The 21,564-nt window shown below is 61.6% G+C and carries 18 protein-coding genes and 1 tRNA gene; 12 read left to right on the top strand and 7 right to left on the bottom strand.

Features of this window, described 5'->3' with window-relative positions:
• Positions 1-3 precede the first annotated feature (3 nt).
• The 4 genes from TR61_RS04435 (at position 4) to TR61_RS04420 (ending at position 5,131) form a co-directional block, all read left to right on the top strand.
• Complete coding sequence (locus tag TR61_RS04435) at positions 4-1,524, top strand: tripartite tricarboxylate transporter permease (RefSeq protein ID WP_050928390.1); 1,521 nt, start codon at positions 4-6, stop codon at positions 1,522-1,524.
• 32 nt (positions 1,525-1,556) lie between these two features.
• Positions 1,557-3,086, top strand: coding sequence for an acyl--CoA ligase (locus TR61_RS04430; protein ID WP_050928389.1), 1,530 nt, complete (start codon positions 1,557-1,559; stop codon positions 3,084-3,086).
• Between the two features lie 115 nt (positions 3,087-3,201).
• Complete coding sequence (locus TR61_RS04425; protein ID WP_050928387.1) at positions 3,202-4,182, top strand: 2-dehydropantoate 2-reductase; 981 nt, start codon at positions 3,202-3,204, stop codon at positions 4,180-4,182.
• A 109-nt stretch (positions 4,183-4,291) separates the two neighbouring features.
• Positions 4,292-5,131: a hypothetical protein gene (locus tag TR61_RS04420; protein WP_172676931.1), complete on the top strand. Its 840-nt coding sequence runs from the start codon at positions 4,292-4,294 to the stop codon at positions 5,129-5,131.
• A gap of 28 nt (positions 5,132-5,159) precedes the next feature.
• Here TR61_RS04420 and TR61_RS04415 read toward each other — a convergent pair.
• Positions 5,160-5,233 (bottom strand) — tRNA-Gly (locus TR61_RS04415).
• 319 nt (positions 5,234-5,552) lie between these two features.
• Between TR61_RS04415 and TR61_RS04410 the strand changes: the two genes are divergently transcribed.
• Complete coding sequence (locus TR61_RS04410; protein ID WP_157440820.1) at positions 5,553-6,215, top strand: hypothetical protein; 663 nt, start codon at positions 5,553-5,555, stop codon at positions 6,213-6,215.
• 34 nt (positions 6,216-6,249) lie between these two features.
• Complete coding sequence (locus tag TR61_RS04405; protein ID WP_050928381.1) at positions 6,250-6,834, top strand: hypothetical protein; 585 nt, start codon at positions 6,250-6,252, stop codon at positions 6,832-6,834.
• Here the strand turns inward: TR61_RS04405 and TR61_RS04400 are convergent.
• From TR61_RS04400 to TR61_RS04380, 5 genes are all read right to left on the bottom strand, one after another.
• A complete protein-coding gene (locus tag TR61_RS04400; RefSeq protein WP_050928379.1) occupies positions 6,831-7,205 on the bottom strand; it encodes a hypothetical protein in 375 nt (124 codons plus the stop codon). The two genes, TR61_RS04405 and TR61_RS04400, sit on opposite strands and share 4 nt — an antisense overlap.
• A 19-nt stretch (positions 7,206-7,224) precedes the next feature.
• Positions 7,225-7,791 carry a carboxymuconolactone decarboxylase family protein gene (locus TR61_RS04395; RefSeq protein WP_050928376.1) on the bottom strand — a complete coding sequence of 189 codons (567 nt, stop codon included), beginning with the start codon at positions 7,789-7,791 and terminating at the stop codon, positions 7,225-7,227.
• Positions 7,788-8,630 (bottom strand): class I SAM-dependent methyltransferase, encoded by an 843-nt coding sequence (locus tag TR61_RS04390; RefSeq protein WP_050928373.1) that lies wholly within the window; start codon positions 8,628-8,630, stop codon positions 7,788-7,790. The genes TR61_RS04395 and TR61_RS04390 overlap by 4 nt, the downstream gene beginning before the upstream one ends.
• A 59-nt stretch (positions 8,631-8,689) precedes the next feature.
• Positions 8,690-10,738 (bottom strand): ASKHA domain-containing protein, encoded by a 2,049-nt coding sequence (locus TR61_RS04385; protein ID WP_050928371.1) that lies wholly within the window; start codon positions 10,736-10,738, stop codon positions 8,690-8,692.
• A 236-nt stretch (positions 10,739-10,974) separates the two neighbouring features.
• Entirely contained in the window at positions 10,975-11,415 is a 441-nt protein-coding gene (locus TR61_RS04380) for a hypothetical protein (protein ID WP_050928370.1), read from the bottom strand.
• 165 nt (positions 11,416-11,580) lie between these two features.
• Here TR61_RS04380 and guaB point away from each other — a divergent pair, with 165 nt between their 5' ends.
• The 3 genes from guaB to TR61_RS04365 all read left to right on the top strand — a co-directional run bounded on the left by guaB (position 11,581) and on the right by TR61_RS04365 (position 16,587).
• Entirely contained in the window at positions 11,581-13,029 is a 1,449-nt protein-coding gene (gene guaB, locus TR61_RS04375; RefSeq protein WP_050928369.1) for an IMP dehydrogenase, read from the top strand.
• The gene (locus TR61_RS04370; protein WP_050928367.1) at positions 13,029-14,183 is read left to right on the top strand and encodes an RsmB/NOP family class I SAM-dependent RNA methyltransferase; all 1,155 of its coding nucleotides are present in this window, start codon (positions 13,029-13,031) and stop codon (positions 14,181-14,183) included. The genes guaB and TR61_RS04370 overlap by 1 nt, the downstream gene beginning before the upstream one ends.
• 97 nt (positions 14,184-14,280) lie before the next feature.
• The gene (locus TR61_RS04365) at positions 14,281-16,587 is read left to right on the top strand and encodes an ATP-binding response regulator (protein WP_050928365.1); all 2,307 of its coding nucleotides are present in this window, start codon (positions 14,281-14,283) and stop codon (positions 16,585-16,587) included.
• Here TR61_RS04365 and TR61_RS04360 read toward each other — a convergent pair.
• Entirely contained in the window at positions 16,584-17,180 is a 597-nt protein-coding gene (locus TR61_RS04360) for a sulfotransferase family 2 domain-containing protein (protein WP_050928363.1), read from the bottom strand. The two genes, TR61_RS04365 and TR61_RS04360, sit on opposite strands and share 4 nt — an antisense overlap.
• A gap of 195 nt (positions 17,181-17,375) precedes the next feature.
• Here TR61_RS04360 and recA point away from each other — a divergent pair, with 195 nt between their 5' ends.
• The 3 genes from recA to TR61_RS04345 all read left to right on the top strand — a co-directional run bounded on the left by recA (position 17,376) and on the right by TR61_RS04345 (position 21,536).
• Positions 17,376-18,446, top strand: coding sequence for a recombinase RecA (gene recA, locus TR61_RS04355; protein ID WP_050928360.1), 1,071 nt, complete (start codon positions 17,376-17,378; stop codon positions 18,444-18,446).
• A gap of 145 nt (positions 18,447-18,591) precedes the next feature.
• On the top strand, positions 18,592-21,246 hold the full coding sequence (gene alaS / locus TR61_RS04350; RefSeq protein WP_050928357.1) for an alanine--tRNA ligase: 2,655 nt from the start codon (positions 18,592-18,594) through the stop codon (positions 21,244-21,246).
• Positions 21,247-21,248: 2 nt separating this feature from the next.
• Positions 21,249-21,536 (top strand): DUF1330 domain-containing protein, encoded by a 288-nt coding sequence (locus tag TR61_RS04345; RefSeq protein WP_050928355.1) that lies wholly within the window; start codon positions 21,249-21,251, stop codon positions 21,534-21,536.
• Positions 21,537-21,564: the final 28 nt, after the last annotated feature.

Here is a 21,564-nt window from a genome sequence, read left to right as displayed (position 1 = left end):
GTCATGGACGTTCTTGCACTTCTTGCTGACGGGTTCGCGACCTCTCTGTCGCCCCTGAACCTGATGATCGTGATCCTTGGGGTCACGGCGGGCCTTTTCATCGGCGCGATGCCGGGGCTGGGGTCCGTGAATGGTGTGGCGATTGTGCTGCCGCTGACCTTTATCGTGCCGCCGTCTTCGGCGATCATTCTGCTCTGTGCGATTTACTATGGCGCGATGTATGGCGGGGCGATTTCGTCGGTTCTGTTGGGAATACCGGGATCGTCGACGGCGGTGGCGACCACCTTTGACGGCCGGCCCATGGCGCAACAGGGCAAGGCGGGTCTGGCGCTGATCGCGGCGGCGATGGCGTCGTTCATTGGTGGGACGATTTCCGTGGTTCTCTTCACCGTTTTCGCCGTCCCGCTGGCCGATCTGGCGCTGGCCTTTGGCCCGGCGGAGGAATTCGCGCTGGTCCTCCTGGCCTTTACCACTTTCGTGGGGCTGGGTGGCGATGATGTCCTGAAAACGCTGATCATGATCTGCCTTGGTTTGGTTCTGTCGACGGTCGGCCTTGATCTGATCTCCGGCCAGCCGCGGCTGATCTTCTTCGATGAACCCGGGTTTTATTCCGGCATCTCTTTCCTTGTGCTGGCCATCGGCGTTTATGGCGTGGGGGAGGTGCTTTACACCATCGAAACCCAACGCAAATCGCCCAGCGTGACGCCCGCGAAGCTGACCTTCAAAGAGCTGTGGCTGGGCATGAAAGCCATCAACCGGCTGTGGAAGACCATGTCGCTGGGATCCTTCCTTGGGTTTTTCGTGGGCATGCTGCCCGCCGCAGGGGCGACGCCTGCCGCACTGATGGCTTATGGCATGGCGAAAACCACCTCGAAATCGCCCGAGACCTTCGGGAAGGGCAATATCGAAGGGGTCGCGGCTCCCGAGACGGCCAACAACGCGGCCTCCACCGGATCGCTCTTGCCGATGCTGACGCTGGGCATTCCCGGCTCGCCGACCACCGCACTGCTGCTGGGCGGTATGGTGATGTGGGGGTTGGTGCCGGGTCCGATGCTCTTCATCGAACAGCCCGATTTCGTCTGGGGCCTGATCTCGTCGCTCTACACCGCGAATTTCGCGGCCGTTGCGATCAATCTGGCGCTGATCCCGCTGTTTGTCTGGGCGCTCAGGATGCCCTTCACCGTGCTTTGTGCGCTGGTACTGGTTCTGTGCCTTGTGGGTGGCTATGCGCCCAGCCAGAAACTGCATGATGTCTGGCTGATCCTGGGCTTTGGGGTTGCGGGCTATCTGCTGCGCAAGGCCGATTACCCATTGGCCCCGCTGGTTCTGGCGCTAGTTCTTGGCCCGTTGATGGAAAAAAGCTTCCGCCAGACGCTGATTTCGGAACAGGGGAATGTTATGGCCTTTTTCGAACGCCCGCTTTCTGCGAGCTTCATGGCCATCGCGCTTCTGTTCTTCCTGTTGCCCCTGTTGAAGGTTCTGCGCAAAAACATATCCAAAGATAAGGTTGCCCCGGCGGAATGATCGGGGACCCCAATAAAGGAAGGAAGACGACGATGGAGACGACCATTCAGGCATTGCTGGCCGCTCATCCCGGTGAGGCGCCCGCCATCGGTGCGCCAGGCCGCGATTGGATGAGCTATGAGGGGCTGCGCGCTCAATCGGCCAAGGTCGCGGGTCAGTTGCACGCCGTAGGCGTCGGGCGCGGCGACCGTGTGGCGATCGTGCTGCCCAACGGCCCGGAAATGGCCGTGGCCTTTGTCACCATCGCGCAGGCGGCCACTACCGCACCGCTTAACCCGGCTTACCGCGAGGATGAATTTGCGTTCTACCTCGAAGATCTGAAGGCCAAGGCGATTTTGCTGGAGGATGGCTATGACGGTCCCGCATTGGCTGCGGCCCAGCGGTTTGGCCTGACCGTTCTGCGCTTGTCGGTGCCGGAAGGTGCTCCTGCGGGTACGTTTGATCTGACGGCGGAAGGATCAGCGGGGCAGGCGGATGATGCGGCACCTGCGGCGGATGATATCGCGCTGATCCTGCACACCTCGGGCACCACGTCGCGGCCCAAGATCGTGCCGTTGTTGCAATCAAACGTCGCTGCTTCGGCCGAAAATATCGCGCATTCGCTGAGCCTGACGTCCGAGGACCGCTGCCTGAACGTGATGCCCTTGTTCCACATCCACGGTCTGGTTGCGGCGGTCACCGCGTCGCTGTCGGCGGGCGCCTCGATTTGGTGCGCCCCGGGCTTTGACGCGCTGCGGTTTTTCGGCTGGATGACCGAGGCCAAACCGACCTGGTACACTGCCGTGCCCACCATGCATCAGGCGATCCTGTCGCGCGCGGGCCGTAATGCGGACGTGATCGCGGCCACGAAACTGCGCTTCTTGCGGTCCTCCTCGGCCTCGCTGCCTGCGCAGGTGATGACGCAGCTGAACGAGACCTTCGGCGCGCCGGTGATCGAGGCCTATGGCATGACCGAGGCCGCCCATCAGATGTGCTGCAACCGGATGGATCTGCAAAAACCCGGCTCGGTCGGCGTAGAGGCGGGCCCCATGGTGCGCATCGCCCATGAGACCGAGAACCGTCTGGTGGACGGCACGGGCGAGGTCGCGATTTCCGGACCGAACGTGACACCGGGCTATGAGGGCAACCCGGAAGCCAATGAGAAGAACTTCTTCGAGGCTGAAGGCCATCGCTGGTTCCGCACGGGTGATCAGGGGGCCTTTGATGCGGATGGCTATCTGCATCTGACAGGTCGGTTGAAAGAGATCATCAACCGCGGCGGCGAAAAGATCAGCCCTCTGGAGGTGGATGGCGTGCTGCTGGATCACCCGGCCATCGTGCAGGTCGTGACCTTTGCGCTGCCGCATCCCAAGCTGGGGGAAGAAGTCGCAGCGGCGGTTGTCTTGGCCGAAGGTGCCGAGGCGTCCGAGAAAGACATCCGCGCCTTTGCTGCTGAACGCATGGCTGATTTCAAGGTGCCGCGGAAGGTGATCATTCTCGATGAGATCCCGAAAGGCGCCACGGGCAAGATGCAGCGCATTGGGCTGGCGGAAAAGCTGGGGCTTGTGGAAGCGGCAGCCTGATCCAACGGGCGGAGGCGCGTGTGTGGACTGCGGGAGCCTCCGGCGGCCGGTATTTTGAGCAAGAAGAAGATGGGGGCGCACCCGGCAGGGTGACGTCTGCGCGAAGGGAAGACCAATGAAGATCTGTGTGTTCGGGGCGGGCGCCATCGGCGGCTATATGGGGGTGAAGCTGGCGCAGGCCGGGGCGGATGTGAGCCTTGTGGCGCGCGGGCCCCATCTGGCGGCGATGCAGGAGAAGGGTCTGACGCTGCATGAGGACGGCGCGGATCCGGTGACGGTGCCGGTGACGGCTTCGGATAACCCGGCGGATCTGGGACCGCAGGATTACGTGATCGTCACGCTTAAGGCGCATTCGGTGCCGCCGGTGGTCGAGAAGATGCAGCCGCTGATCGGGCCGGAGACGACGATTGTCTCGGGCGTGAATGGCGTGCCGTGGTGGTATTTCCATAAGATCGGTGGGGAGTTGGAGGGCACACGTCTGGCCTCCGTCGATCCGGGCGATGCGCAGTGGAACGGGTTTGGGCCGGATCGGGTTCTGGGCTGTGTGGTCTATCCGGCGGCAGAGGTGCCGGAACCCGGTGTGATCAAGCATATCGAGGGCAATCGCTTTTCGCTGGGCGAACCAGACGGGACGAAATCAGACCGCGCCATGGCTTTGTCGAAGGCACTGAGTGCCGCCGGGCTGAAAGCGCCTGTGCGCCCGCGTCTGCGCGATGAGATCTGGGTGAAGCTGTGGGGGAACCTGTCGTTCAACCCGATCTCGGCGCTGACCCATGCGACGCTGGATGTGCTGTGTACCGATCCCGGCGCGCGGGCCGTGGCGCGTGGGATGATGGTGGAAGCGCAGGAGATTGCCGAAAAGCTGGGCGTGAAATTCCCCATCGACGTGGATCGCCGGATTGATGGCGGTGCGGCCGTGGGCGCGCACCGGACGTCCATGCTGCAGGATCTGGATCAGGGGCGCCCGATGGAGATCGATGCGCTGGTGGGCTCGGTGCAGGAGCTGGGTCGTGTGACCGACACGCCGACGCCTACGATTGATACGGTGCTGTCGCTGATCCAGTTACGTGGACGGGTGGCGGGGCTTTACGGCTAAGGGCGCTGGCTGGACTGCGGGACAATTCTTGCTAGGGTGCGGGCAAACTCGCCCTTGTCAGAGGCTCCGCATGGCATCGCATAAGACCCGGTTTGCCGCGTTCGTTTTCATGGCGACATTGACCCCTGCAGCGCAAGCTGGAGAGATCGATTATAACGATCTGCAGTTCCGGCTTGAGGTGCAGGACGGGTCTTACCGGTTGATGGAAGGCGACACCGCGCGCGGGCAGGACATTCCTGCGGATGCGCGCCTGCTGATCCTGCCAGACGGGATCTATGCACAGGACAATCAGACCGGTGCGCTTGAGGTGATCTATGCGACCTCAACCGCGCATGACGCGGGCTGGCAGGCGTTGAAGGACCGCATCGAGAACCTGCGCACCGAACCTGAGCCTGGGGGTGACTTGCCCTTGGCCTATCAACTGGCCTTTCGGGCGGAGTTGGATGCCAACCCGGAAACTGCGCTTGAGAAGCTGTTGGCGGACGGTCTGAAGGTCGAAGCGGCGCGGGACTGGTCCTGGCGGTTCGACCCGGATGACCCAACGCACCGCGCGCAAGCGGTGTCTGCCTTGCGCGTGCTGGCGCAGGCCGTATCGGCTCGCGATATGCGTGTGGCGGGCAGTGCAAGCACCCTTGCCATGGGGTTTCCGTCCTCGCCGGAGGGTGCGGAGCCTGCGCTCTACTGGCCGCTCGACAGCGCGGCGGTGCTCACGCTGGCCCCGCCCGCGACCTATGATGATCCGCACCCGGTGGAGCCGATTGGCGACCGTTTGACCGTGGGCCGGCCAGACTGGTTCGCGCCCACCGGACTGACGGAAAAAGACCGCGCGCTGTGCCTGCCGTTCGGCGGATGCGGATATGTGCCTGCCACAGCAGTTTACCCTGTCCAGCCGGTCTGGATTGTCTATGACCGGGACAGCCTTGCGCCGCTGGCCCTGATCCTGGGCTGATCGGTGAACACCGGACATTTGGGGATTTTGGAGCGGGTAACGGGAATCGAACCCGTAACTTAAGCTTGGGAAGCTCGCGTGATACCTTTTCACCATACCCGCAATCCACTGACATCAGTGGAAAAATTGCACGTTGTTCCTCAAGCTAGTGTCTTGCGAGAAACTGATGAGAAACTACATGCTTTAATAATCGATACGCCTCCGACACTCGAACTTCAAGGGTGTCCAAACTAGGATCAATAGGGAGAACCCAGGCGAGATCTACTAGCCGCGCTACTCGACTAGCTGGTTCCTTGACTATACCATCTGCCTTATTTCAATGAACGTCTCATTTGCTAGCCGATGGCGTTCGTTTTGAGATGATTCTGTGTATGCTTTTGTGTGGGGGCTACGCGGATATACAATCGGTAGGGGTGTTGCGTTGGGATCGAGCGTATCGAGCATAAAGAAGCTGCAAAACTACTATCTTGTCCTATCTTTGGCTTTCTTTCTTGTCTCGTATCAGCTGCTGTCACACCAACAAATAAAGGTATTCTCCGAAAAATCTGAATTGCTGGTGGAGTTAGTGGATTGGGAGAAAATGGACGCTGTCGCGCTATCTCGTAACGATCTTTTCGGACGCACTAGCGAGGGTCGTAGGATAGCAGACAGCCTGAGCGACCAGCCCGTTCTGCCCACCGCATCCCAATATGCCGAACTCGGTTTCACGGACGATCCAATTCCGGGTGGCACTGTCGCAGCTTTGGAACTCCGGAGTCACCCCAGAATTGAATGTGCAGTCTTGATGATTCAACGGGACATAGACGGTCAGTATGGCGCATTTGCTCCTACTATGTCGGGTGAGCGATTTCTGTTGTTTGATAACGCGAAGGCGACATTTTTCGACGCATCAAGTTGTGTTTCTGGTTACCGAGGTCAGCTTTCCGGAGTTATTGTCCACTCAGAAAATGAAGAAGAGCACTTTTTCGTTCTGCCAATCTCTTGGTTAGAAGACCTGCCAAGTCTCTTGTTCCCCGAAAGGCTTATTGAGACCCCGCTTTTTGAGGATAGCACCGGACAAATTGAGAAAAGCAGGGGGGGGTGAGGCCGCGTTATTCGCGCCTTTGGAGGATGGCGTTATGACGTCGGCGTCCGCACTCAAAAACGCCTTAGCTAGATCATTTTCAGTTTATACTGGCGGGAAATACAAAGGGTCTGACTTGCAGGCAGCCGTAAATGATCTGTTTGAAAAGAAGGCGAGTGATGCGAGCTTTGCTGGGGTTAACGCTCCGCTAAATTTCATATTGCACGTCGCGCCGCTGTTTCTCTTATTCGTGCTTTGGCAACTCCACCGAGCCGTAGAACAAATCGCTGATCCAAACGACGAAGACTACTGGGTTATCACCGATGCAAGTGATTTGCCCGGTCTTCTTGTCGCTTCAGCGTATGCCGTTTTACCCTACTTCTTTTCTGTGGTGATGGCGGTGGCGTTCTGCTCCGCTCTTTCTTTGCATGGGGTCTATTTCGGATATCTTGTCCGTTTCAACGAAGAAATGAGACTTGTAATTGAACACGCACCTCCCAGAGGTTGGTTAGGAGGGATGAGCCGGTTTTCGGTGCTAGTTGGAGTGATCTGGATGTGGCACATCCTTCTCGCGATGCAGGTCTCATTGAATCTGCTTGGTTTTACTTTGAACTCCAGAAATGCGGGCAACACGGCTTAAGTGAACGGCAGTTGACGGGAGTAGTTTTGGACTGGAGAGAGCTTAATCAGAATCCGGATAACACCTAGAGCTAGGAGGCCGTTTCGATCTCTTAGGTCGATCAAGGGCCTCACAGAGCGCGGAAGGTTGAATAAGTCCCAGAAGACGTGACGGTTCGGTCGTGATGCTTCGCTGAATGTGTAACTCAAGAGGTTGAGGGCGGGCGTCCTGTCGCTGCCAGTGACTCCGAGGGCCTTGCAGACGTCCATGATCTCACGCGGGGTCAGCCGCTCGCCTCTAAAAATCTGCGCCATCAGGCAAGCCGCCGCCGTCGTTGTGATGTGGTCCGGGAGGGCGAAGATCGCCAGCTTGACGAAGTCTTCGTCTGTCATCTGACGTTCGCCCCCTTCTTCAGTCGATGGCGCCGATGGATCGGCCGAAATCCATATAGGTGCGGGTGCGGCGGGCCGATAGCTCGTCTTCGATCCGGTTCTCGGGGATTTCGGGGTAGGGGGCGACGCCCGTGCCTTCGACGATGCGGTTCATCAGGTTGTAAAGCGCGCAGGTCTGGATGGCGTCATAAAGCGCGCTTTCGGACCAGCCCGCGTCATAGACCGCTTGCGCATCGGCTTCGATCAGCATGGACGGGCTGCGGGTCAGCTTGGCGACATAGGCCAGAAGCGGGCGCAGTTTGGCCTCGACCGGGGCGGTGTCGATGTCCGCGACCAGCGCGTCCATCAGGGCCTCGTCCACGCCAAAGGCGCGGGCCATCAGTTTATGCGCGCCAAAGCAGAAGCTGCAGGCGTTCAGGCCCGAGACATAGGCCGCGATCAGTTCCCGTTCGGCCACGCTCAGATCGCTCTCGCCGCGCATCAGGATGTCGTGGAACTCCATCAGCGGGCGGACGGTGGCGGGGAAGGCTTTGAAAACATCCGCCAAATGCGCGGTGTCGGGGAGGGAGGTGAAGAGGCGTTTCATGCGGGCACCCGTGCGGTGGCAAAGTTGATGCGGGCGGGGATGGCGAGGCCCGTGTCGGTTTGGAAATCGGCGAAGACGGCCATGAGGGAGGCATGGACGGCGGCGTGTTGGGCTTCATCCGCCTCGAAATGTTTCAGGGCGGCTTCGGCGGGGCCGATGGCCATCATCTGGGTGGCAAGGTCGGAAAGCGTGCCTGCGGGGCGCAAGTGGATGTCCTGCACGTCGACTGTGATGTTCGAGAACCCGGCGGCATCCAGGACCCCTGTGATGCGGGCCGGGTCGCGGAAGGCGAAAGGGCCGGGTAGATCGGGGTCGGATTTGGGCATCGGGCCCAGGACGTCGCGGGCGGCTTGGGCGGCGTGGGTGAAGAAGGGGTTGGCCGGGATATCGCCCCAGGCGGCAAAGCTGAGGGTTGCGCCGGGTGTCAGGGCGCGGGCCATGTTCTGGAAGGCGGCCTCGGAGCGTTCAAAGAACATCACCCCGAAGCGGGAGATCAGGTGGTCGAAGGCAGCAAGGGGGAAGGCATGGGTGGCGGCATCGGCCTCCATCACTGCGATCTGGGGGTGATCGGCTGTGCGAGTTCGTGCCAGATCCAGCAGGCGGGCCGAGATATCTGCGCCCAGCACGTGGCCCTCAGGTCCAACGGCCTCGCCCGCCGCCAGAAGGCTGGCACCGGTGCCACAGCCGATATCCAGAACGTGCGCGCCAGTTCCAAGACCCGCCCGCGCGATCACGCTGTCCAGAACCGGCTGCATCAGCGCATCCATCGCCTGTTGCTGCTCGACCCATTTGGGCCCGGCGATATCGGTCCAGAAGTCTTTTTGATCGCGATTGTCCATGTGGCCCCTCCGTCAGGTGAGGCCACGCTAGGGCATTGCGCGCAGGGCGTATAGGGGCGTCAGGCCCGTCTGCGCCGCCGTCTGCCGCCACCATCCGCACTGTCCCCGCCGCCGGTGTTGAAGCTGACATGGGGCAGGGTGACCACCTTGGCCAGATCCGGGAACGGGTCGGTTTTGTGGGGGATCGCGTTGGCGGCGACGAAATGCTCCTGGAACTTTGGCTCGATCGCGGTTTCGACCTTGGTGATCTCGCGCACGACGCGTTCGATTTCTGTGCGCGCGCTGATATTGCACAGCGCAATGCGTGCGCCGGTGCCTGCTGCGTTGCCCGCAGACGTGACCTTGTCCAAGGGCGCGTCAGGGATCATGCCCAGCACCATCGCGTGTTTGGTGGAGATATGCGCGCCGAACGCTCCGGCCAGTACCACGCGGTCCACCCGGTCCACGCCCATTTCGTCCATCAGAAGTCGCGCACCGGCGTAAAGCGCGGATTTGGCCAGCTGGATCGCGCGGATATCGCCCTGGGTGACGGTGATGCGCGGGCCGCCTTCGGCGCTGGCATCGTGGATCAGATAGGCATGGGTGCGCCCCTCGGGGACGGAGCGGTCAGTGCCCGTTTGCGCCGCCGATCCGATCAACCCGCTTTCATCGAGCAGGCCCGCCATGCGCATCTCGGCCACCGCTTCGATGATGCCCGACCCGCAGATGCCGGTGATGCCTGTGACCGCTGTCGCCTCGGCAAAGCCGTCCTCATCGGACCACAGATCGCTGCCAATCACGCGGAAGCGGGGTTCTTTGGTAACCGGGTCGATTTCAATCCGTTCGATGGCACCCGGGGCCGCCCGTTGGCCCGAGCTGATCTGCGCGCCCTCAAAGGCAGGGCCGGTGGGCGACGAACAGGCCAGAACGCGTTCGGTATTGCCCAGAAGGATTTCCGCGTTAGTGCCCACATCGACGACCAGCACCAAGTCTTTGGATTTGCCGGGCTCTTCCGACAGCGCCACAGCCGCCGCATCAGCCCCCACATGGCCCGCGATGCAGGGCAGGATGTAAACCTGCGCGCGGGGGTTCATGTTGGTCAGATCCATCTCGGTCGCGGGCAGGGTGATGGATTCCGACGTGGTCAGCGCAAAGGGCGCCTGGCCCAGCTCCACCGGGTCCAGACCCAGCAGCAGGTGGTGCATCACGGGGTTGCAGACAAAGACCGTCTCCACGATCAGCGAGGGGTCAATCTTGCCTTCCTCGGCAATCGAGGTGGTCAGATCATTGATCGCCTCACGCACCGCGCGGGTCATTTCCTTGTCGCCGCCGGGGTTCATCATGGCATAGGACACGCGGCTCATCAGATCTTCGCCAAAGCGGATCTGGGGGTTCATCAGGCCCGACGACGCAATCACTGCGCCCGTGTCCAGATCGGTCAGATGCGCGGCGATCGTGGTCGATCCCAGATCAATCGCCAGTCCATAAAGCCCGCCCTCATGCAGGCCGGGCCAGATGTCGATCACCCGGGGCGTGCCGCCGCGATGATCGACATGAAGCGCCACGGTCACTTGCCATTTGCCTTTGCGCAGCGTGGTCTGCAGCTTGGCCAGCAGGGACAGATCGGCGGTGACCTCCTTAATCTGCCATTGGTCACGCAGCGCACGCTCCACCCGCTCAAGATCCCCGGTGGGGGAGTGCATGTCGGGCTCCTCCACCTCAACAAAGTAAAGCCGGGTCGCCGGATCCATCATGATTGCCCGGGCGCTTGCCGCTTTGCGCACCACTTGCCGGTGCACCTGTGATTCAGGCGGCACGTCGATCACCACATCGCCCTGCACCGTGGCTTGGCAGCCCAGGCGGCGGCCCTCTTTCAACCCGCGTTTGGATTTATAGCGTTCCTCCACCGCGTTCCATTCCGACAGCGCCCCGTCATGGACGGTCACGCCATGCTTTGGAAACTCGCCATAGCTGGGCGTGATCTGGCATTTCGAACAGATCCCCCGCCCGCCGCAGACGGAATCCAGATCGACCCCCAATTGGCGCGCCGCCGTCAGGATCGGGGTGCCAACGGGGAAATGCCCGCGTTTGCCGGATGGGGTGAAAACGACAAGAGGATCGGTGGACATGGACGCTCCGGATTAGCTTTGGATGCGTTACATAAACGGATCACGGCGCGATACCATGTCAAACTCGTCATAATGATGATCGCAAGCGGCACATGATCCGTGCAGCGCCAGAATTTTCGCAAAAATACCGGGGCCCGGACCTGATGCCTGGCCATGCTTGGTAAGCCTTCCCAAGCAAACGCGATCCGGGGCGAAAACCACTCCTGATCTTCTGCGCTGAACGTGCTTTGGCCTGCCTATTGATCCGGTGCATTCGCCCAGCGTTCGAAACTCTCCTTGTCCGTGACAGGCTCCACGCAATAACGGCGCGGCGGGTAGGGCGTGGTCACGCACCCGTCCGCATCCAGCTGCGCATCCTCCGCATTGACCTGCACCATCCCTGCGCCATTGCGCGAGATGTTCCAGGACCCGCCCGACGGCATCATCACATCTGTACTTATATCCGGCGTGCTGCCTCTGGTTCGGCTTACGCACAAGCTGCGCATCACCTCCAGCCCATGTTCGGTCAGGCTGCACCAGGCCACCTGCGCCGTGCAGGTCCCATCCGTGCCCGGCGGGCAATTGGCAAACAGCGTCAGACAGCCCTCATCGCCCGAACAGGCCGCTTCCACCAGCGCGATGGGCCAGCCATTGGCGTAATATCGCACCTCTTCCGCGCCGACGGCCGGTGCTCCCATCACACAAGATAAAGCCACCAACCCATGCCATACACGCATATCTGCCTCCCATCCTTTCACAAATCCTAACGACAGCAGGGGAAAGAGGGCAATTGCCTCTTTTCTTTTCGGGGGGGGCGTGAAATAGGAAACTGCCAAATGAAACTCCCGAGACGAGGTCGAGCCATGGAGATTCGCGAGGCACTTACCTTTGATGATGTATTGCTGGTCCCCCAGGCCTCCAACGTGCTGCCAAGCACCGCCGATACACGCACATTCGTCACTCGACAGATCGCGATGAACATCCCGCTTCTGTCCTCGGCCATGGACACAGTGACCGAGGCGCGCATGGCCATCGCCATGGCGCAGGCCGGCGGCATCGGCGTGGTGCACCGCAATCTGGATATCGAACAGCAGGCCAGGGAAGTCCGCCGCGTCAAACGGTTTGAAAGCGGGATCGTCTATAATCCGATCACGCTGAAACCCGACCAGACGCTGGCCGATGCGAAGGTTCTGCAGGAACGCTATAACGTCACCGGGTTCCCCGTGGTCGATGACAAGGGCCGCGTGATGGGCATTGTGACCAACCGCGACATGCGCTTTGCCTCGGACGATGCCACGCCGGTGAAGGTGATGATGACCTCAACCGATCTGGCGATCCTGCGCGAACCCGCCGACCGGGACGAGGCGATCAGCCTGATGAAGGAACGGCGCATTGAAAAGCTGCTCGTGACCAATGCCGACGGCCAGCTGACCGGTCTTCTGACGCTGAAGGACACCGAACAGGCTGTTCTGAACCCCACCGCCTGCAAGGATCAGCTGGGCCGGCTGCGGGTGGCTGCGGCCTCGACCGTAGGCGATGCGGGCTTTGAACGGGCCGAAGCGCTGGTGGATGCGGGCGTCGACATGATCGTGATCGACACCGCCCATGGCCATTCCGAAGGCGTGGCGCATGCGGTGGAGCGCGCCAAGAAGCTCTCGAACGAAGTACAAGTGGTCGCGGGTAACGTCGCCACGGGCGAGGCCACGCGCGCCCTGATCGGGGCAGGTGCCGATGCAATCAAGGTGGGGATCGGCCCGGGTTCGATCTGCACCACGCGGATGGTGGCCGGTGTGGGCGTGCCGCAACTGACCGCCATCATGGATTGCGCTGCCGCTGCGGGTGACGTGCCGGTGATTGCTGATGGCGGCATCAAGTTCTCGGGCGATTTCGCCAAGGCGATTGCGGCGGGCGCCTCCTGCGCCATGGTGGGGTCCATGATTGCGGGCACTGATGAAAGCCCGGGCGAGGTGATCCTGTATCAAGGCCGCAGCTTCAAATCCTATCGCGGTATGGGATCGTTGGGCGCGATGGCGCGCGGCTCGGCCGACCGCTACTTCCAGAAGGACGCCGCCAGTGACAAGCTGGTGCCCGAAGGGATCGAAGGACAGGTGCCTTATAAGGGCTCTGCCGGGACGGTCATTCACCAGCTGGTGGGCGGTCTGCGCGCGGCCATGGGCTATACCGGCTGCGCCACCATCGACGAGATGCGCAAGAATTGCCAGTTCGTGAAGATCACCGGCGCCGGGTTGAAGGAAAGCCACGTCCATGACGTGCAGATCACCCGCGAAAGCCCGAATTACCGGATCATGTAATGACGCCCGCCGCCCGCGTTCAGGCGGCCATCGGTCTTCTGGATGACATTCTGGCCGGTCAGCCGGCCGAACAGGCCCTGACCGGTTGGGCCCGCAAGGCGCGATTTGCGGGATCGAAAGACCGCGCCGCGGTCCGCGACCATGTCTTTGACGCCCTGCGCTGCCGCCGGTCCTTTGCCGCGCTGGGCGGGTCGGAAACGGGCAGGGGCCTGATGATCGGCGCGGCCCGTGCGCAGGGGGCGGATCTTGAGGCGCTTTTTGACGGCTCGGGCTATGGCCCCGCTCCGGTCAGCGCCGAAGAACAGGGGCGCGAGCCTGCGGCTGGCGCCGATGCAGGGGATATCCCCGACTGGCTCTGGCCCGAATTTGAACGTTCCCTCGGTGCGCATGCGCAGGAGGGTGCCGCCTATCTGCGCAACCGCGCGCCGGTCTTCCTGCGCGCCAACCTGCGCAAGACCTCACGTGCGGATCTGATCGCGCGGCTTCAGTCCGACGGCATCACGGCAATTCCCCATGACCACAGTCCAACAGCGCTTGAGGTGACCCAGGGCGCACGGCAGCTGCGCAACACGCCGACCTTCCGTGACGGTCTGTTCGAACTGCAGGACGCCGCCAGCCAGGCCGTAACCGATGCCCTGCCATTGGCCATGGGCATGACGGTTCTGGATTACTGCGCGGGCGGTGGCGGCAAGACCCTGGCCATGGGCGCGCGCGCCGATCTGCAGCTTGCCGCTCATGATGCCAACCCCCAGCGCATGCGCGATTTGCCCGATCGCGCCGCGCGGGCGGGTATCGCGGTCTCGATCCTGCAGCAGATTGAGCCGAACAGCCGGTATGACTTGATCTTGTGTGACGCGCCTTGTTCCGGCAGCGGGTCGTGGCGGCGCGCGCCCGATGGCAAATGGATCCTGACGCCCGAGCGTCTGACAGCGCTGACCCAGACCCAGGACCAGATCCTGCGCGCGGCCTCCGCGCTTGTGGCGCCTGGCGGGGTGCTGGCCTATGCGACCTGCTCCGTGCTGAGCCGTGAAAACGAGGATCGTGTGGCCGCCTTTTTGTCGGATCGGCCGGATTGGCGGCAGGAGGCCTCTCATCGCTGGCCGCTTGCAGGGGGAGGGGACGGGTTTTTCCTCGCCATCCTCAGAAGAGTCTAGCTATTGTTATGCAACCTGAAGTAGAATTGCATCTCAGTTAATCCCCGTTTAACCCTTCGGCGTCATTCTTCGGGGCAAGTATACCGGAGGAAGGCCCGTGACCCTGGCTTCGACCGATGCGCGCAGCTTGCGTCCCGCCCGTTTGCCTCGGGCCGGGCGGCTTGTGCTGATTGCGGTCCTGGCTGCGACATGCCTCACCTATGCGCTGCTCTGGGATAAGGCTCCATCGTCGATCTGGGCACTGACACTGGGCGGCAGTCTTGCGCTGCTGGCTATTGGGTTGCTTGCAATGGATGCGGCCCGTGCCCTGGTTGCCAGACGCGCGGCCTTTTTGCTGGCGCGGTTCTTTGAAAATGACGCGGCCCCGTCCTTCGTTACCGATACCGACGGCGCGCTTATTTCCGGCAATCCGGCGGCCCGGCTCAAGTTCCAGCCCACCTTCGGTGACACGCTGACCGCGACCCTGCGCGGGACGTTCGCCGATCCCGCGCCGATCCTTTTCCGGCTGCAGGGGCTGGCGGAACAGAAAGGCTCTGCGCGCGAAGATATCGTCACGCGCGGCGGTCCGGTTCGGCTGTCGGTTCAGAAGCTGCAGGATCACCAGTTCCTCTGGCGGATCGAGGCGATTCCGGAACACTCCGGCGCGCGCCGCTCGACAGAGGCGTTGCCGATCCCCGTCATGACCGCCAGCAAATCCGGTGCGATCCTGTCGATGAATGACGCCGCCCGCGACATGGCAGGTGGACGGGTGACCGCCCTGCACCGGATTTTCCCTGATCTCCCTCTCCGCCGGGGCGAGCTGAACACGGTTCTGACCGCCAATGGCATCGAATTCTATGGCGTGCTGGAACACAGCCTGAATGCCGGGCGCCGCGAAATTATCCTGCTGCCGCAAACGGCCCCCGCGGATGAAAGCCTGACCCTGGAAACCCTGCCGGTGGCGCTTCTACACCTGGACCTGAACGGAGAGATTTTGGATGCCAACAGCGCCGCGCGCCAGCTGCTGGGAAAATCCGATGTCAAGGGCCAGCAGATCGCCCAGCTGATGGAAGGGCTGGGCCGCCCGATCGCCGATTGGCTGGAAGACACCGCCTCGGGCCGGAAATCTCAGAAATCCGAGGTTCTGCGCTTGAAGGGGTCGGATCTTGAGATGTTCCTGCAGGTCACGCTGAACGCGATTGTGCAACAGGGGGAAACCCGGCTTGTGGCGGTGCTGAACGACGCGACCGAGCTCAAATCCCTCGAAGCGCAATTCGTGCAAAGCCAGAAAATGCAGGCCATCGGCCAGCTTGCGGGCGGCGTGGCTCATGATTTCAACAACCTGCTGACGGCGATTTCGGGGCACTGCGACCTTTTGCTGTTGCGCCATGATCAGGGGGATGAGGATTACGCCGACCTCATGCAGATCAACGAAAACGCCAATCGCGCGGCCTCACTTGTGGGACAGCTGCTGGCCTTTTCGCGCAAACAGACGCTGCGGCCTGAAATCCTTGATGTGCGTGACACGCTGTCCGACCTGACCCATCTGCTGAACCGTCTGGTGGGCGAAAAGGTGACCCTGACGCTCAGCCACGATCCCGTGCTGGGGGCGATCCGGGCGGACAAGCGGCAACTGGAACAGGTGCTGATGAACCTCGTGGTGAACGCCCGCGACGCCATGCCCGAGGGCGGTGAAATCCGCATCGTGACCGAAGCGCTGCAACTGAAAAAAGCGCTCAAACGCAACCGGGTCAGCGTGCCGCCGGGCGATTATGTCTCCGTCAAGGTGATTGACCAGGGCACCGGCATTGCGCCCGATCTGCTGCAAAAGGTGTTCGAGCCGTTCTATACCACCAAACGCACGGGCGAAGGCACGGGGCTGGGCTTGTCGACGGCCTATGGCATCGTGAAACAGACAGGCGGATACATCTTCGCCGACAGCGTTCAGGGGCAGGGCACGACCTTTCTTCTGATCTTCCCGGTGCGCAAACAGGCAACACCCGCCCAGCCTGATGTGCCCGCCACGCCAGAGCGCCGCGTGCCCAAACACGGCAATGGCGTTGTCCTTCTGGTGGAGGATGAGGCGCCCGTGCGCGCCTTCGCCTCGCGCGCATTGCGCCTGCGTGGCTATACGGTCATCGAAGCGGATTCGGCCGAATCCGCCCTTCAGACGCTGGAAGACAGATCGCTGAGTGTCGATGTCTTCGTCACCGACGTCGTCATGCCCGGGTTGGACGGGCCCACCTGGGTCAAAAAGGCCCTTGAAGCCCGCCCCGATGTGCGCGTTGTCTTCGTGTCAGGCTATGCCGAGGGGGCATTTGACGGCGCGTCCTCTCACATTCCGCAATCGGTGTTCCTGCAAAAGCCGTTTTCTCTCAATCAGTTGACAGATGTTGTTCACGACCAGTTGGCCGCCACCGCCTAGGCGATACTGTCGTAAAGCGCAAATTCCTCTGCGCAGGTTGATCGCAGCAGCGCCTCGACCTCCGGCGACAGCGACAGCGCCATTTTTGGCGAAACGTTTTCCCGCCCCAGCGTCAGCCTCAGCCCCAGCCGGTTTTCCAGAAACCCGATCAGCCGCGCCTGATCCTCGTAGCGGAACAGATGGGTGACGGCTGTGCCATTGGGCCGCGCCTCCAGAAACTTCGCCTGACTGCCGACATTGGCGAACCCGGGCCGCGTCTCGGCGCAATAAGCGCGGACGAAGTCGTCAAAGCTGATCCCATGGGTCGCGTTGGGCTTGCCCTTCATGAAATCCCGCTGCCGGTACCGATACCAACTGCCCAGCCAGTCGATGGGCTCGCGCATCACCGCAAGCGTCTCCATGTCCTCGATCTTGCAGCCTTTCTCGAACATCGGCCGGAAGAAGCGGTTATAGCGATAAAGCGGCGCATGTTTCAGCTCGGGGGGATTCGACACCACGATATCGGCCCGCGACGCCAGCGCGCTTTCAAACGCGGTGGTCCCGGTTTTCGGAACCGACAGAAACACCAGCCTTTCCTTCATAAAAACAAGCATTTACGCGCCTTGCACCTTTTTCCGCCAGCCAAGCATTGGGCGTAAACTACTCTTTAACCAGAGTGCGAAACAGTGGAGATGCGGAAAATTTTGTTGAAATGTTCTCTTTTTGGTCTCATAAGGAACAAGAGGTGAACAAAGCAGCGATTGTCGCGGGGTGCCCCTTGTGACAATAAAGGACAGGACAACAGGCCAATGGCAGATCTTTTGACAATGAACGACAAGAAATCAGCAGACAAACAAAAGGCGCTCGACAGCGCGCTGGCCCAGATCGAACGGCAGTTCGGCAAGGGCTCCATCATGAAACTGGGCGGCGAAAACGCCATTCAGGAGATCGAGGCAAGCTCGACCGGATCGCTGGGTCTGGACATCGCGCTGGGTATCGGCGGCCTGCCCATGGGCCGCATTGTCGAGATCTATGGCCCTGAATCGTCAGGTAAAACCACGCTGACGCTGCATTGCGTGGCCGAACAGCAGAAAAAAGGTGGCGTCTGCGCTTTCGTCGATGCCGAACACGCGCTGGATCCGCAATATGCCCGCAAGCTGGGCGTCGATCTGGATGAGCTTCTGATCTCCCAGCCCGACACCGGCGAACAGGCGCTTGAGATTACCGACACGCTGGTGCGCTCGGGCGCGGTGAACATGGTCATCGTCGATTCGGTTGCGGCGCTGACACCCAAATCCGAACTGGAAGGCGATATGGGCGACAGCTCGGTCGGCGTGCAAGCCCGCCTGATGAGCCAGGCGATGCGCAAGCTGACCGGCTCCATTAGCCGTTCGAACTGCATGGTGATCTTCATCAACCAGATCCGCATGAAGATCGGCGTGATGTTCGGCAGCCCCGAAACCACCACCGGCGGCAACGCGCTGAAATTCTATTCCTCCGTCCGTCTGGATATTCGCCGCATCGGCGCGATCAAGGACCGTGATGAGGTTGTCGGCAACCAGACCCGCGTGAAAGTGGTCAAAAACAAGGTCGCGCCGCCGTTCAAACAGGTGGAATTCGACATCATGTATGGCGAAGGCATCTCCAAAACCGGGGAACTGCTGGACCTGGGCGTCAAAGCCGGCGTGGTCGAAAAATCCGGCGCCTGGTTCTCCTATGGTGACGAACGGATCGGGCAGGGCCGCGAAAACGCGAAGCAATTCCTTAAAGACAATCCCGCTATCGCGCTCGATATCGAAGACAAGATCCGGGCGGCTCACGGACTGGAATTCGACATGGACCATCCCGGCGAGGATGCCGACGACATTCTCGAGGCGTGATCCGCGCCCCTATCGGCAGCGATTCACACAGCAGGGCGGCCCTTTGGTCGCCCTGTCGCGTTTCCAACCCATTCCCCCTGTGGACAGCCCGCACCCATAAGGCTATTTCACGTCGAACCGAAAATGCCGTCCAAGGTCACGCCCCATGCCTTCATTGAATGATATCCGGTCCACCTTCCTGAACTACTTCGCCAAGAACGGGCATGAGGTGGTCGACAGCTCGCCCCTGGTGCCGCGCAATGACCCGACGCTGATGTTCACCAACTCGGGCATGGTGCAGTTCAAGAACCTGTTCACGGGGGTCGAACACCGCGACTACACCCGCGCGACGACCGCGCAGAAATGCGTGCGGGCAGGGGGCAAGCACAACGACCTCGACAATGTGGGCTATACCGCGCGCCACCACACGTTTTTCGAGATGTTGGGCAATTTCAGCTTTGGCGATTACTTCAAAGCCGAGGCGATCCCCTATGCCTGGGAACTGATCACGCGTGAGCTTGATATCCCCAAGGACAAGCTGCTGGTCACGGTCTACCACACCGATGACGAAGCGGTGGACATCTGGAAGAAAACCGGCGTGCCGGAAAGCCGGATTATCCGCATCGCCACCAATGACAATTTCTGGATGATGGGTCCCACCGGCCCCTGTGGCCCCTGTACCGAGATCTTCTATGACCATGGGGAGCAATACTGGGGCGGCCCTCCGGGCTCTCCGGAAGAAGATGGCGACCGGTTTGTCGAGATCTGGAACCTCGTCTTCATGCAGTTCGAGCAGTTCGAAGACGGCACTCGCCGCGATCTTGCCGCGCAATCCATCGACACCGGTATGGGCATCGAACGGGTTGCGGCGCTTTTGCAAGGCACGAATGACAACTATGCCACCGACCTGATCCGCTCGCTGATCGAGGCGTCGGCTGACGCGACCTCCACCGATCCGGACGGGCCGGGCAAGACCCATCACCGGGTGATTGCGGATCACTTGCGTTCCACGTCCTTCCTGATCGCCGATGGCGTGATGCCTTCCAATGACGGGCGCGGCTATGTCCTGCGCCGCATCATGCGCCGCGCCATGCGGCATGCGCATCTGCTGGGCGCGAAAGATCCGCTGATGCACCGTCTGGTGCCCGCGCTGGTGGGCCAGATGGGCGCGGCCTATCCGGAACTGGGCCGGGCCAAGGCGCTGATTGAAGAGACGCTGAAGCTGGAAGAAACCCGGTTCAAACAGACGCTGGATCGCGGCCTCAAGCTGCTCGACGACGAATTGGCCGACCTTCCCGAGGGTGCCAATCTCCCCGGTGAAGCGGCGTTCAAGCTCTATGACACCTACGGCTTCCCGCTGGACCTGACGCAGGACGCCCTGCGAGAAAAGGGCCGCGCAGTCGATACCGACGGGTTCGACGCCGCTATGGCCGAACAAAAAGCCAAGGCCCGCGCGGCCTGGGCCGGATCGGGCGAAGCAGCCGATGCAACCGTCTGGTTCGACGTCGCCGAAGAGTCCGGGACCACCGATTTCCTGGGCTATGACACCGAAACCGCCGAAGGCCAGATCGTCGCGCTGGTCAAGGACGGCGCGCTGACCGACAGCGCCGCGCAAGGCGGCAGCATCCAGATCGCCCTGAACCAGACGCCATTCTACGCCGAATCCGGTGGCCAGGTCGGCGACAGCGGCACGTTGAAAACCGACAGCGCGACGGTGACCATCACGGACACCCGCAAAGCCGCCGGCGTCTTCATCCATTTCGGCGAAGTGACCCAAGGCACACTCACCAAAGGCGACGCTGCCGTGCTGGAGGTGGATCACACCCGCCGCACCGCCATCCGCGCCAACCACTCCGCGACGCACCTCTTGCACGAAGCCCTGCGCGCAGCCCTGGGTGATCACGTGGCCCAACGCGGCTCGCTCAATGCAGACGACCGCCTCCGCTTTGATTTCAGCCATACCAAGGCGCTGGATCCTGCCGAACTGGCGCAGGTCGAGGCCGAAGTGAACGCCTATATCCGCCAGAACGCGCCCGTCGAGACCCGGATCATGACCCCCGATGACGCGCGCGAGATCGGCGCTCAGGCGCTCTTTGGTGAGAAATACGGCGATGAAGTGCGCGTGGTGTCGATGGGCCGGCAAGCGGGCTCGGGCAAAGGCAATGACGGCCAGACCTATTCGATCGAGCTTTGCGGCGGCACCCATGTGCGCCAGACCGGCGATATCGGTGTGTTCGTAACACTGGGCGACAGCGCATCCAGCGCCGGCGTCCGCCGGATCGAGGCGCTGACCGGTGCGGCCGCCTTTGACTATCTCGCGCAACAGGGACGCACTATGGCCGAGGTCGCCTCGACCCTCAAAGCCCAACCCGCCGATGTGCCGGACCGGATCAAGGCGTTGATGGACGAACGCAAGGCGCTGTCGAACGAGGTGGCCCAGCTCCGCCGTGAACTCGCCATGGCAGGTGGTGCTGCGTCGCAACCAGATGCCAGGGAAATCAATGGCGTAAAGCTCATTGCTCAGGTGCTCTCTGGCGTTACGGGCAAGGATCTTCCCGCGCTGATCGACGAACATAAAACCCGCCTCGGCACGGGCGCAGTCCTCCTGATCGCTGACGCAGGCGGCAAGGCCGCCGTTGCCGCAGGTGTCACGCAGGATTTGACAGACCGCGTCTCGGCTGTTGATCTGGTCAAAGCGGCTGTGGCCCAGCTTGGCGGCAAGGGCGGCGGTGGTCGGCCTGACATGGCGCAGGGCGGCGGCAAGGACGCGGCCAATGCAGATGCGGCAATCAAGGCCGCCGAACAGGTTTTGGAGGGGTAAGAATGGGCGCACTCTGGATTGCACATGTGACCGTCACGGACGAGGCGGCCTATGCGAAATACGCAGCCCTCGCGACCGAGGCCATTGCCGAACATGGCGGCGTCTTCATCGCGCGGGGTGGGCGCTTCGTTCAACTGGAAGGCCAGGCGCGCCCGCGCAACGTGGTGGCGCGATTCCCTTCGGTCGAGGCGGCGGAAACCTGTTACAACTCAGATACTTACCAGCGCGCCTTGAACCACGCCCGCGATGCCTCGGAACGAGAGTTGCTGATCGTGGAAACCAGCGAATAAGCCTCCACAGCTTCTTCTTGCCCTAAAT

Origin of the sequence: Aestuariivita boseongensis, assembly GCF_001262635.1 — a bacterium.
Classification (GTDB): Bacteria; Pseudomonadota; Alphaproteobacteria; order Rhodobacterales; family Rhodobacteraceae; genus Aestuariivita; species Aestuariivita boseongensis.
This window is presented reverse-complemented; position numbering and strand designations above follow the sequence as displayed.